The sequence below is a fragment of the Arthrobacter sp. LAPM80 genome (assembly GCF_046736435.1).
Classification (GTDB): domain Bacteria; phylum Actinomycetota; class Actinomycetes; order Actinomycetales; family Micrococcaceae; genus Specibacter.
Genome location: NZ_JBCHVD010000001.1, coordinates 381,407 through 393,964, shown reverse-complemented (window position 1 = coordinate 393,964; position 12,558 = coordinate 381,407). Strand labels below are relative to the sequence as shown.

Here is a 12,558-nt window from a genome sequence, read left to right as displayed (position 1 = left end):
ACAGGTCCCGCCCGATCCCACACAGCCGCCATCACCTGACCCGTTTCCGCCGGGCCCCACGCCGGTCCAGCCACCGGACCCATCGGAGCCGCTCCCCTATCCCCCGGATCCCTATATGCCCCCGGTGCCGCCGGTTCATTGAGCAGCTCATCGGCCGGAACATTTCCCCCGACGTGGTGGCCCGGTCACCCCGGCCGTGGCCGAAGGCCACCGGAACATAAAAAACCGGCCCACCCCACAGAGGGATGGGCCGGTTCCTGAATACACGCGGTGCAGGGGTTAGAACTTCGCCGGCAGGGTCAACGGCTTGTACGACGGGCGGGTGGCCTCGAACGCCGTGATGTCCGGCTCGTTGCGCAGCGTCAGGCCGATGTCATCGAGGCCTTCGAGCAGGCGCCAGCGGGTGTAGTCGTCGATCTGGAACGGGGCGACAACCGTGCCGGCGGTGACCATCTTGGCTACCAGGTCCACGGTGATCGCAGTGCCGGGGGCTTCTTCGAGCACCTTCCAGATCAGCTCGATGTCATCCTGGGCTACCTCTGCGGCGACCAGGCCCTGCTTGCCCGAGTTGCCGCGGAAAATGTCGGCGAAGCGGGAGGACAGAACGGCCTTGAACCCGTAATCCTTCAGCGCCCAGACGGCGTGCTCGCGTGAGGAACCGGTGCCGAAGTCGGCGCCGGCAACCAGCACGGAACCTGCCTTGTACGGCTCCTGGTTCAGGATGAATTCCGGGTTCTTGCGCCAGCTCGAGAACAGCGCGTCCTCAAAGCCCGTGCGGGTGATCCGCTTGAGGTAGACGGCCGGAATGATCTGGTCGGTGTCAACATTGCTCTGGCGCAGCGGGACACCAATGCCGGTGTGGGTGGAGAACTTTTCCATGGTGTTAGCTCCTTACGCTACTGAGTTGGCGGGTTCGAGGTCCGACGGCGAACTGAGGGTTCCGCGGATGGCGGTGGCGGCTGCCACCAAGGGAGAGACGAGGTGCGTGCGCCCGCCCTTGCCCTGGCGGCCCTCAAAGTTACGGTTGGACGTGGACGCGCAGCGCTCGCCCGGTTCCAGCTGGTCGGGGTTCATGCCCAGGCACATGGAGCAGCCGGCGAACCGCCATTCGGCGCCGAATTCCAGGAAGACCTTGTCCAGGCCCTCGGCTTCTGCTTCCAAGCGGACGCGGGCGGATCCGGGGACAACCAGCATGCGGATGTTCGGGTCCTTTTCGCGGCCGCGGATGATGTCGGCTGCGGCGCGCAGGTCCTCGATGCGGGAGTTGGTGCAAGAGCCCAGGAACACCGTGTCAACACGGATGTCCTTCATGGGGGTGCCGGCTTCCAGATCCATGTAGGTCAATGCGCGCTCGGCGGCGGCCTTGGCGTTCTCATCACCAAAGTCCGACGGGAACGGCACGGTCTCGCTCAGGGACACGCCCTGGCCAGGGTTGGTCCCCCAGGTGACGAAGGGTTCCAGCGTATCGGCGTCGAGGAAGACCTCGGCGTCGAATTCGGCGTCGTCCTCGGTTGTCAGGGATTTCCAGTACTGGAGGGCTGCGTCCCAGTCCTCACCCACCGGTGCGTGGGCGCGGCCCTTGAGGTATTCAAAGGTGATCTCGTCCGGGGCGATCATGCCTGCACGGGCGCCGGCCTCGATCGACATATTGCAGATGGTCATGCGGGCGTCCATGGACAGGGCGCGGATGGCCGAGCCGCGGTATTCCAGGACGTAGCCCTGACCACCGCCGGTGCCGATCTTGGCGATGATGGCCAAGATGATGTCCTTGGAGGTCACGCCCGGGCGCAGGGTGCCTTCGACGTTGATGGCCATGGTCTTGAACGGCTTTAGCGGCAATGTCTGGGTGGCCATGACGTGCTCCACTTCGGAGGTGCCGATGCCAAACGCCAGGGCACCGACGGCACCGTGGGTTGAGGTGTGCGAGTCGCCGCAGACAACTGTCATGCCCGGCTGGGTCAGGCCCAGCTGCGGGCCCACCACGTGCACGATCCCCTGTTCGGCGTCGCCCAATGAATGCAAACGCACGCCGAACTCGGCACAGTTATTGCGCAGGGTCTGGATCTGGGTGCGGCTCGTGAGATCAGCAATGGGACGGTCAATGGCCAGCGTGGGCGTGTTGTGGTCCTCCGTGGCGATGGTCAAATCCGGGCGGCGCAACGGCCGCCCAGCCAAGCGGAGGCCCTCGAAGGCCTGCGGTGAGGTGACCTCGTGGATCAGGTGAAGGTCGATGTAGAGAAGGTCGGGCTGGGCGGCGTCGCCCTCGCCTTCGCCCTGGCGGACGACGTGGTCGCGCCATACCTTTTCAGCCAGCGTCTTTGCAGCGCGGCGCGGCGTGGACGTTTCCACTGCGGCCGGTACTTCCACTGCTGCATCCTCCACTGCGTGGGGGGTGGTTGACTCGCTCACAGCAGCTCCCTTCACTTGTTGAACGCCTGCCTGCCGCAACCCCATTCGCGTAGAATGTGAGCAATGCCGCAGAGTCGTTCGATGGCTTGTATGTCTCCACTGTTCCAGCCCCATCAGGGCGGAAGCCAATCCTTCGATTGGCATCTCACATAATGAGACGGTAATATCATTACATGGACAATTCTAGTGGCGTTGGCGTCATCGACAAAGCGGCTCTTGTGCTTGATGCATTGGAAGCCGGCCCTACCACCTTGGCTCAGCTTGTTGCGGCAACCGGCCTGGCCCGGCCCACCGTGCACAGGCTGGCACTTGCCTTGGTGCACCACAGGCTCGTCAGCCGAGACATGCAGGGCCGCTTTGTGCTCGGCAGCCGCCTGGTGGAGCTGGCGTCGGCCGCTGGTGAGGACCGCTTGATCGCCGCAGCTGGCCCCGTACTGCTGCAATTGCGCGACTCCACAGGTGAGAGCGCCCAGATCTTCCGCCGCCAGGGCGATTCCCGTGTCTGCGTGGCCTCGGCCGAGCGCCCCATCGGCTTGCGTGACACCATCCCGGTCGGCACCCAGCTGACCATGAAAGCCGGATCCGCAGCCCAGGTGCTGCTGGCGTGGGAGGACCATGAGCGCCTGCTCGAGGGCCTGCACAACGCGCGCTTTACGCCCACCGTTTTGGCTGGCGTCCGACGTCGTGGGTGGGGTCAGTCCCTGGGCGAGCGTGAGCCCGGGGTCGCCTCGGTCTCCGCACCCGTGCGTGGCCCCTCCGGCCGCGTCATTGCCGCGGTCTCCATCTCGGGCCCCATCGAGCGCCTGACCCGCCAGCCCGGCCGCCTGCACGCCGAGATTGTATGCAACGCCTCCCGCATCCTGACCGAGGCACTGCGCAAGAGCGCCTCTTAACACCCGGAGCGCGGGCGCTCTGGCGCCACAATCGGTGGCACATTCTGCCCCTCGGGTAGTGTTTGCGCATGACTAAATTCGCTGTGTTCCTTCGCGGGATCAACGTCGGCGGCATCAACTTGAAGATGGCCGACCTTCGCACAGCACTCGCCACGCTGCCCCTGACCAAGGTGAAAACGCTGCTGGCTTCGGGCAACGTGGTGTGCACAGCCGAGGCCTCCGCCGGGGAACTGAAGTCCATGGTGGAGGCCTTGCTGCGTGAGAGGTTCGGCTACGACGCATGGGTCGTCATCCTTGACGATGCGCAGCTAAACGCGATCATCGACGCCTGCCCCTACCCGGCCGACGACGCCTCCACCCACAGCTACGTGACGCTCTCCTCGGATCCGGCCGTCCTTGACGAGCTGGCGCGGCACGGCGGCGAGATTCCCGGCGTCGAACTTGTCAGGCTCAGCCCCGAGGCCATCGGCTGGCCCGCCGCAAGTGGGGGAACCCTCGACAGCCCGTTCAGCAAGCTCTCGGCCCGTCCCCGGTACAAAAGTACGACGACGACCCGCAACCTGCGCACGCTGCTGAAATGCCGCGACGCCCTGGCTTAGCGAAAGCCCCGTCCCCGCCCCGCCGAACGTACAGTTAATGCCAATGTTTCCGCCCAACATTGCCATTAACTGTACGTTCGAGTGCCGTTGGGCAGGTTCAGCGCGCCGCGGCCAACGCCTCCTGGAACGCCCGGAACTGCGCAATTTCCGCCTCGGTGGGGGCAACAACCAGCTCCTCGGCAACCCCGGCGACACTTTCACGCAACCGGCGTCGTGCCTGGGACGCCCTGCCTGCGGCCCCCGCTGCGGCCAGGAACTTCGAGGTGATGGCCAGAAAGATGCCAAGCACCACACCGGCGAGCACCATCAGCGTGGGCAGCGGCCAGCCCTCGACCCTGGGCACCTCCGGCACCGGCATTTGGAAGTATCCCAGCGCCGCAAGCACACCGAGCCACACCAAGCCGCCCACTGCAACAAGCAGCGCCAACCACTGGATGACTGAGAACACCGGCCACCACCAGGCGCGGGTGTTGGCCTTCAGGTCTGTGCCGGCCACGGCCTGGTCCAAGGCGTCGGGCAGGTGGCCACGATTGCTGCGCGCAGCGGCCCTGATGGAGGCCCGCCACGGACCCGGCGCCCCTGCACTTGCCGCATCGGCAAAGTCACGGACCGAGGAATCCAGTTGCGCCACCTCTGCTGCACCGGCCGGGGGCAGCGATGTCATGTTGACCTCCGGGGACCCCTCACGCCGCAAGCTCAACCTGCGCAGCGGGTCCTTCCTGAACCGGGCAAGCCACCGCGTCACCGGCCAGCCGGTCCGCTTGGTCGCATCGAGACGGTACGAGGTCCGCACGGCGGACACCACAGTCTCAACATGAACGGCGACGGCCAGACCCGCGGCCAGGGCCTTCCTATCCTGCTGGTGCACGCCGGCAGCATCGCCCACGCCCGAAACTGCCGCAAGGCGCACTGCAGCAACACCCACATCAGCGGCCAACCGGGCGGACTTTGCGGCCTTTGCCTTGACCACGGCGGCAATGTGCCGGCGAAGATCGGACACCCCCGCACCCGTCACGGCCGACACCGCCGCCACCTGCACCTTGCCCAAACCGTCGCGGTCCAAAATGCCGACCAGGGATTCAAGCACCGGGCCAACCTCGTCCGGGGCGAGCCTGTCCACCTGGTTCAGCACCACAAGGGTCACATCGGCATGGGAGGAAAACGGCCTGATGAAATCGTTGTGGATGGCAGCATCGGCGTACTTTTGCGGATCCAGCACCCACACCAGGACATCAACCTGACCGGCAAGCCGCTCAACAATGTGGCGGTTGCCCACCTGAACCGAATCGAAATCGGGCAGGTCAAGCAGGACCAGCCCTCCGCCGTCGTCTGTCAGCCCGGAAACCTGGACACCCTCGCGGCGGTCTGCAATTTCGAGCCAGTCGAGCAGCGGCGCGCTGCCCTCCATGCCCCAGACCATGGCGAGCGGCTCGTTGGTGGTGGGCCGGCGTACGGCGACCCGCGCGGCGTCTGTGCCCGCCACGGCATTGAACAGCGAGGACTTCCCGCTCCCGGTGGCGCCGAAAAATCCCACAACCGTGTGGTCCCCGCTGAGCGTTCGCCTGGATGTGGCGCGCTCGAGGACGTCGTAAACCTCCGACAGCGCTGCGTCCTCGAGCCTGCCCTCGCCTAGCTCCCGGGCCTCATTGAGCGCCGCGAGCTGCCTGTCCAGCGTGGATTCGGCGCGTGACTGCCTGTGCCGGCTCATGCGCGCTCCCCCCGTCCTGATTTATCGTGTCCGGCGCCGCTTTCGCCGCCCAGGTCGGCCAGCTGACCGGCGAGCCCGCCAAGGCGCCGCACCTGCGTGCCGGCCAACTGCTCCACGGGCCCCAGCCTGTCGAGGAAGACCTGCTGCTGTCGCTCAAGCAGGCCGGCGCAGCGCGCGTCGAGCGAACGTTTGGCCTCCTTGGCCAGTCGGCGGACGGCGTCTTCGCCGAAGACGGCTTCCAAAAGCTTCTGACCCACGACGGCGGTGCCTCCCGCGATTCCCACCTCCGCTCCCGTCAGTCCCCCCGTAACGGAGAAGACGACGACCATCAGGATCACGCCCAGCCCGTTGACACCGAAGGAAAGCCACCTGGCCTGGGAGCGTTTGGCGGCACCTTCGGCCTTAATCAGCGCCATGACCTCGCCCTGCCATGCCCGGATTTCCGCGGCGACGTCTGCGGGGAATTCGGCACTGACGCCCGAGAGGTCCTCCGTTCCCAACAGCTGCCTGCCGGCCGGATCCGCGCGCCACCGCTGGTCGGCGTCCTCGGCGGCCCGCGTGCACTGGTCAACGATGACCGCCTGCAGGCCTGTTTCAATCGCAGTTTCGACCTTGACCGCAGGAGGTGGCTGGCCCTTGAAGAACGCCCCAATCCTGTCGCGGACCCTGCCGATGCCGCTTTCAAGGGCCCTGAAGAATTCGCCCGTGCCGACGAAGTCCTGCCAGCGGGCAAGGACCTCCCCGCGTAGGAGCGAGCCGTCGCCTGTGGCCTTGCCGATCCGCGTTTCGGCATCCATGAAGGCGGCCCGGACGTCGTCACCCAGCTGGCTGCCGGCGTCGCGCTGGGCCTGTACGGCCGAGGCGAGCACCTCAAGGCGGCCGGATAATGAGCGGACCGTGCCGTTGAGCGTGCGGCGCACAATCTCAGCCCGGCCGGCAGCGTCCTGGCTGATATTCCCCAGCCAGTTGTTGATGGGAGCCACCGCAGTGGGCGGCAGCATGCCCAGTTCGTCGAGGACTGTTTCGGGAACCACAAACAACTGCGCGCCGGCCAGTCCCTCGCGGACAAGCATCTCCTGCAGATCCCGTTCAATTTCCTGCTCTGCACCCGCCGGAACGCGGTCAAGGATGACAGCCACGGTGATGTCCCGGGATGCCGCGTCCAGAAGAAGTTTCCACGGCACGGCGTCGGCGTACCTGTTGGCCGTTGTGACAAAAAGCCACAGATCGGCCGCCGCCAACAGCTGGCCCGCGAGTTGGCGGTTCTCATCTGAAATCGAGTCGACGTCGGGGGTATCCAGCAGCGCGACCCCCGCAGGAACGGCGGGATCGGCCACGAGCATCAGGGACGTCATGGCTGACGCGTCCGGAGCCACACCTGCCCGGGAGGCCGGCGTATTCTCCTTGATCAGTTCGCCGTGGACCCTATGGAGGGTGGGCAGCACCCTGGCGGAGGCAAACCATTGGGCGTCGCCGGGGTTGTGCAGCAGTATGGGCTGACGCGTGGTGGGCCTGATGGCCCCGGACCTGGCCACGGGATGGCCCACCAGGGCGTTCACGAGCGTTGACTTCCCGGCGCCGGTTGAACCTCCCACCACTGCCAGCAGCGGAGCGTCGAGGCTTCGCCACCGGGGCAGGATGTAGTCATCGAGCTGGCCAAGGGCTGCGCCGGCCGTCGCGCGGGCGTTTTCCACCCCCGGCAGTTCCAGCGGAAGGTCGACGGCCGCCAGTTCCGAGCGGACAGTTTCCAGCAGCTCAATGGCGGCCTCTTGTACCAAGGCAGCGGCGCCGTTGTCGCTTGAATAACTCGATTCGGTGGAGTTCACAGCTTCATCATGCCAGTTCCTGTGGCAATACAACCGGAAAAGTCCATGAGTCTCAGGCCCCGCCGCACCAAACAAGCAACAATGATCCCGTTCGCGGGTTTCGATACCCGTCTACGGGTGTCGAAACCCGCGAACGGGATCGAAAGTCAAAAAGGGCAAAACAAAACCCCCGGAACAGTGAAGTTCCGGGGGTAGTTGTGACCCCAGCGGGATTCGAACCCGCGTTACCGCCGTGAGAGGGCAGCGTACTAGGCCGCTATACGATGGGGCCCTAATACATTCATTTTCAGCAAAGTGAACTTCAAGAACAATACTTGATGTTCGCTTCACCCGCCAAATGAAAGGCGGCTTTTGCAAGCGCTGGGATACCAGGACTCGAACCTAGAATGTCGGTACCAGAAACCGATGTGTTGCCAATTACACCATATCCCAATGGCCACGTTCTGCCGTGAATCGCTCAAGTTTCCTTGGCCCTTCAGCGGCCCTCGCGCCGGGATAAAACTATACCTGAGAGTGTCGGGAACAGCAAAACGAAAAAGGCGTTTCTAGCTGAGTCCTGCATCACACCACCTTGGAAGGGCTCAAAATCCGCATCAGGACGAGGATTTCTGCCAGTGAAGCAATCACGGGAACCGCTGCAGCCGCCTCAGCGTCCGCACCAAAGACTTCAGGGGCCGCCTTGCCTGACCTGTTCAACCACACACCGTGCAGTCCGGCATTGACCGAGGCAACGCCGTCGAGCATGTAGTTGTCCCCCACGTACAGCGTCTCCCCCGGCGCTGTGCCCAGCTGGCGGCAGCCTTCAAGGAAGATCGCAGGGTCAGGCTTCGCCACGGAAACGGTGTCGATACCCACGAGCACCTCAATGCGCGCCAGCCCCGCCTGGTCCAGCTTGGCCCGCTGGTAGTCGTGGACGTTGTTGCTGACGGCACCGTAGGGGATCCCTGCGGCGTCCATCGCAGCAAGGACAGGCACGACGTCGTCGAAGGCCCGGATGGAGCGGGGCTGGGCCAGCTCGAAGTCGGCAATCCACTGCTGCTCGGCGGCATCGTCAAAGCCGGTCACGCCCAAATGGTCAAAGACAACCCGGGCCCGCAGGCCGCGCTGCTCGTGGAAGGTGAACTCTCCTGCAATGTAGCGGTCGTAGTAGTCGTGCGGATCGGCCATATACATGGCGGCAAACCGGGACCAGTCTGCCGCACCAAAGTCCGGCAGCAGGGCTGTGGATGCGTGGATCATGGCATCGGCCATGGCCTGATGGAGGTCAACAAGTGTGTCATCGATGTCAAACAAAACACCGTTGATCCGCCCGGCGAACGGGGCGGAAGCAGCGGTGTCTTGTGAAGCGTTGAGCGTCAAGGTGATTAGCCCCTGAACGCGCGCAGGCGGGCCAGGGAGGAATCCTTGCCCAGGATGACCATTGATTCAAAGAGCGGCGGGGAGACCTTGCGGCCCGACAGTGCCGTGCGCACGGGACCGAAGGCGAAGCGGGGCTTGATGCCCATGCCCTCAACCAGGGCAGACTTCAACGCAGCCTGGATCGACTCGGCGCTCCAGTCCTCGAGTGGCTCCAGGGCGGCCAGGGTTGCATCCAAAACCTCGGACAGGTTCTCGGGCATGCCCTTAAGCGCATCCTCGGCGACGTCAACGGCGTCGTCCTTCTTGAAAAGGAACGAGATCATTTCCGGAGCCTCGCCCAGCAAGGTGATGCGCTCTTGGACCAGCGGGGCGGCCTCATCAAGAATGAAGTTCTCGCGGTCGGTCAGCGTCTCCCCCACGAGGCCGGCGGCCTGCAGGTACGGGACGAGGCGGTTGCGGAAGTCGGTTGCCTCTAAAAGACGCACGTGGGTGCCGTTGATGGCCTCGGCCTTCTTGATGTCGAAACGGGCCGGGTTGCTCAGGACGTCGTGGATGTCGAAGTTTTCCACGAGCTGGTCAACGGTGAAGATGTCCTCGTCGGCGGAGAGCGACCAGCCCAGCAGGGACAGGTAGTTCAGCAGGCCCTCTGGAATGAAGCCGCGGTCGCGGTGCAGGAACAGGCTCGACTCGGGGTCGCGCTTGGAGAGCTTCTTGTTGCCGGCCCCCATGACATAGGGCAGGTGGCCGAACAGCGGCATGTATTGCGCGACGCCCACCGCATACAGGGCCTGGTAGAGGGCAACCTGGCGGGGCGTGGAGGACAGCAGGTCCTCGCCGCGCAGCACGTGGGTGATGCCCATGAGGGCGTCGTCCACGGGGTTCACCAGCGTGTACAGCGGTGCGCCGTTGGGCCGGACGATTGCGTAGTCCGGGACTGATCCTGCCTTGAAGGTGATCTCGCCCCGGACCAAATCGGTGAACGTGATGTCGGCATCGGGCATGCGAAGACGCAGCGCCGGCGCACGACCCTCGGCCTTGAAAGCAGCAATCTGCTCGGGCGTGAGGTCACGGTCAAAGTTGTCGTATCCGAGCTTAATGTCCCGGCCGGCGGCCTTGTGACGATCCTCGACTTCCTCGGGTGTGGAAAATGACTCATACGCGAATCCACCCTCGACCAGCTTGGCGATGACGCCCTGGTAGATGTCCCCGCGCTGCGACTGGCGGTACGGCTCGTGCGGGCCGCCCACCTCAACACCCTCATCCCAGGTGATCCCGAGCCACTTCAAAGCGTCAAGGAGCTGCCGGTAGCTTTCCTCGCTGTCGCGCTTGGCGTCGGTGTCCTCGATGCGGAAGATCATCTTTCCGCCGGTGTGCCGGGCGTAGGCCCAGTTGAACAGGGCGGTGCGGATCAGCCCGACGTGGGGCGTGCCTGTGGGCGACGGGCAGAACCGTACCCTGACAGGAGTTTCGGCTGTGACAGTGGGGATGGGGGCAGCAATAGTCATGATGGTCCCAGTTTAGTCGCCATGGGGCCGGTTTCGAACTGAACCCCAATTCCACGCACGACGGCGGAACGCGGGCGCCGCTGTCGTCCCGCCTTCCGCCCCTCCCGGCACACCCCTTGACGCGGCATTCCGTTCCGGCGTAACATACAACCAAATGGTTGTAGATGAGCTGAAAGACATTGAACTGGACCGCCTGTTCCAGGCGTTTGCCGATTCGACCCGCCGCGACATTGTCCGGCGGGTCAGCCTGGACGGACTGTCGGTCTCCGGGCTGGCGCAGTACTACGACATGAGTTTCGCAGCGGTCCAGAAACATGTGGCCGTGTTGGAACGCGCCTCCCTTGTGACCAAGGAAAAGCGCGGAAGGGAGCAGCTGGTGCGTGCACACCACGAGGGCCTGGACAAGGCCCGCCGGCTGCTCGATGAGTATGAGGCGATCTGGCGGGCGCGAGTCGGGCGGATCGCGGACATTCTGGCACAAGGACCGCCCGAAGGGCTGGGAAGGGAAACACCATGACAGTCATCAGTTCCACCAAAACACCCGAGGCACTGACCCTGACCATCGCGGCGGAGTTTGCGGCCGACGTCGAACGCGTCTGGCAAATCTGGGAGGACCCGCGCCAGCTGGAGCGCTGGTGGGGCCCGCCCACCTGGCCGGCAACGTTTGAGCGGTACGAATTCCAGCCCGGCGGCAAGGCCGACTACTTCATGACAGGCCCCGACGGCAGCAAGGCCCGGGGCTGGTGGAAGTTCACGGCCGTGGCCGCGCCGAGCAGCCTGGAGCTCGACGACGGATTCGCCGACGCCAACGGCGCCCCCGTCACCGATATGGGCTCCGCGCACATGGCGGTCGCCATCGAAAACGCCGGTGGCAGCACCCGCATGAGCGTCACCACGACGTTCGAAAGCGCCGAGCAGATGGACAAGATGCTGGCGATGGGCATGGAGGAAGGCATGGGGCTGGCCATGGGCCAGATCGACGCCATCCTCGCCGAACAGCAAGTCGCCTAAAGGACCCCGATGCTGCTTGTGGACTCCTCGATCCGGTGTCGACGAGCGGGATCGGCGTCTTTTTTTGAAGACCTGAGTCTAGGGAACCAGTCCGACTCCCGGGCAAAACTGGGCAGGGACCGCAGCATCCGGGGTAATCGTTGGCGTGCAGGGGCTGGACGGCCCCTGGTCCGAGTCCTACGGCGTTGCCAATCCGGCAATTAAGGCGCCCACGGAGGTTGACCTGCACCAGCGCATCGGATCCGTCACGAAGACCTTCACCGGAACCCTTGTCCTGCAGTTCGCCACGGAAGGGAAACTGAAGCTCGACGACACCATTTCAGGCTACGTACCCGGGAACCCAACGGCGTAAACATCACCCTGGGCATGTTGCTGGACATGACAAGCGGCACCTCCAGCTGCACCCTTGATGTGAACTTCACCCACGAGCTGTTCGCCGATCCCACCAGGATTCGGACGCCGGGCCAACGCCTGGGCAACGTCATTGAAAAGGTCACGGGTTCCACCTTCCCCGATGTCCTGCAGCAGCAGATCCTTGGCCCGCTGAAACTCGGGTCGGCCTGGATGCCCGGGGCAAACGACCCCTGCCAACGCCACAGGCTGGAATCCCACCTGGCCGCGCACTGGCGGCGGGGCGACGCCTGCTGAAAACCGCAGCCCAGGTCCAACGGCTCAGTTCCATGGCGCCGTCGAGCATTCATCGGGGAAGACACAGAAGGCGTCAGTCGATCCGGCACAGGCGGGGAAATCCGCGACATCGTGGCCGGGCCATGAACGAACAATATTTGAAGCCGCTCATTGTGCCGGTGACCGTCAGCCGGAAGGAGGTCATCACGGAGGCCTTGGGCGCATCGATGCCCGGTGTTCCCGCGACCGCCGATATGCGCTTCCTATATGGCGACCGCATTGCTCCAACTCGTTGGTGCGGAGATGGTGGCCCTGGATGACAAGCCCTCACGGTGGTCTCCCGAGGTACCCAACAGCGCCAGGGTGACCATGGGACAGCTGACATCGGGGTATGCCGACTACCTCCACGAGCAAGCCTTCATCGATGCAAGCTACAGGGATCCCTTCCGGTCCTGGTCGCCTGCGGGGACGCCGTTCCGGGAGTCCGTCGTGGACCCTGGCGCCGGGCGCCATCGAAACAGCCACCGGCTTGCCTCGAAGGAAAAATGATCCCGTTTGCGGGTTTCGACACCGGTATACGGGTGTCGAAACCCGCAAACGGGATCATCCACGGACGGCGGG

General features: G+C 64.7%; 12 protein-coding genes, 2 tRNA genes and 1 pseudogene. 7 read left to right on the top strand and 8 right to left on the bottom strand.

What is annotated here, in order from left to right; all coding sequences use genetic code 11:
* Positions 1–279: 279 nt before the first annotated feature.
* Positions 280–879, bottom strand: a complete 600-nt coding sequence (gene leuD, locus AAGW05_RS01815; protein ID WP_411802745.1) for a 3-isopropylmalate dehydratase small subunit — start codon at positions 877–879, stop codon at positions 280–282.
* A 12-nt stretch (positions 880–891) separates the two neighbouring features.
* The gene (gene leuC, locus AAGW05_RS01810; RefSeq protein WP_411802850.1) at positions 892–2,349 is read right to left on the bottom strand and encodes a 3-isopropylmalate dehydratase large subunit; all 1,458 of its coding nucleotides are present in this window, start codon (positions 2,347–2,349) and stop codon (positions 892–894) included.
* Between the two features lie 233 nt (positions 2,350–2,582).
* On the opposite strand from leuC, the gene AAGW05_RS01805 reads away from it, so the two are divergent.
* Both AAGW05_RS01805 and AAGW05_RS01800 read left to right on the top strand, forming a co-directional pair.
* Positions 2,583–3,302, top strand: a complete 720-nt coding sequence (locus AAGW05_RS01805) for an IclR family transcriptional regulator (protein WP_103464446.1) — start codon at positions 2,583–2,585, stop codon at positions 3,300–3,302.
* Between the two features lie 68 nt (positions 3,303–3,370).
* Positions 3,371–3,901 carry a DUF1697 domain-containing protein gene (locus AAGW05_RS01800; protein WP_411802744.1) on the top strand — a complete coding sequence of 177 codons (531 nt, stop codon included), beginning with the start codon at positions 3,371–3,373 and terminating at the stop codon, positions 3,899–3,901.
* A gap of 97 nt (positions 3,902–3,998) precedes the next feature.
* Here the strand turns inward: AAGW05_RS01800 and AAGW05_RS01795 are convergent, their stop codons facing one another.
* The 6 genes from AAGW05_RS01795 to gltX all read right to left on the bottom strand — a co-directional run bounded on the left by AAGW05_RS01795 (position 3,999) and on the right by gltX (position 10,299).
* Positions 3,999–5,609: a GTPase gene (locus AAGW05_RS01795; RefSeq protein WP_411802743.1), complete on the bottom strand. Its 1,611-nt coding sequence runs from the start codon at positions 5,607–5,609 to the stop codon at positions 3,999–4,001.
* A complete protein-coding gene (locus tag AAGW05_RS01790; RefSeq protein WP_411802742.1) occupies positions 5,606–7,435 on the bottom strand; it encodes a dynamin family protein in 1,830 nt (609 codons plus the stop codon). The genes AAGW05_RS01795 and AAGW05_RS01790 overlap by 4 nt, the downstream gene beginning before the upstream one ends.
* A gap of 198 nt (positions 7,436–7,633) precedes the next feature.
* A tRNA-Glu gene (locus AAGW05_RS01785) sits at positions 7,634–7,706 on the bottom strand.
* Between the two features lie 89 nt (positions 7,707–7,795).
* Positions 7,796–7,867 (bottom strand) — tRNA-Gln (locus AAGW05_RS01780).
* Between the two features lie 129 nt (positions 7,868–7,996).
* A complete protein-coding gene (locus tag AAGW05_RS01775; protein ID WP_411802741.1) occupies positions 7,997–8,794 on the bottom strand; it encodes an HAD family hydrolase in 798 nt (265 codons plus the stop codon).
* A gap of 5 nt (positions 8,795–8,799) precedes the next feature.
* The gene (gene gltX / locus AAGW05_RS01770) at positions 8,800–10,299 is read right to left on the bottom strand and encodes a glutamate--tRNA ligase (protein ID WP_411802740.1); all 1,500 of its coding nucleotides are present in this window, start codon (positions 10,297–10,299) and stop codon (positions 8,800–8,802) included.
* A gap of 154 nt (positions 10,300–10,453) precedes the next feature.
* Between gltX and AAGW05_RS01765 the strand changes: the two genes are divergently transcribed.
* The 5 genes and pseudogenes from AAGW05_RS01765 to AAGW05_RS01745 all read left to right on the top strand — a co-directional run bounded on the left by AAGW05_RS01765 (position 10,454) and on the right by AAGW05_RS01745 (position 12,486).
* Positions 10,454–10,816: an ArsR/SmtB family transcription factor gene (locus AAGW05_RS01765; protein WP_411802739.1), complete on the top strand. Its 363-nt coding sequence runs from the start codon at positions 10,454–10,456 to the stop codon at positions 10,814–10,816.
* Positions 10,813–11,310, top strand: coding sequence for an SRPBCC family protein (locus AAGW05_RS01760; protein WP_411802738.1), 498 nt, complete (start codon positions 10,813–10,815; stop codon positions 11,308–11,310). Before AAGW05_RS01765 ends, AAGW05_RS01760 begins: the two co-directional genes overlap by 4 nt.
* 127 nt (positions 11,311–11,437) lie before the next feature.
* Positions 11,438–11,662, top strand: a pseudogene (locus tag AAGW05_RS01755) (serine hydrolase); the annotation flags it as partial.
* A 26-nt stretch (positions 11,663–11,688) separates the two neighbouring features.
* Complete coding sequence (locus AAGW05_RS01750) at positions 11,689–11,958, top strand: hypothetical protein (protein ID WP_411802737.1); 270 nt, start codon at positions 11,689–11,691, stop codon at positions 11,956–11,958.
* 246 nt (positions 11,959–12,204) lie between these two features.
* A complete protein-coding gene (locus AAGW05_RS01745) occupies positions 12,205–12,486 on the top strand; it encodes a hypothetical protein (protein ID WP_411802736.1) in 282 nt (93 codons plus the stop codon).
* Positions 12,487–12,558: the final 72 nt, after the last annotated feature.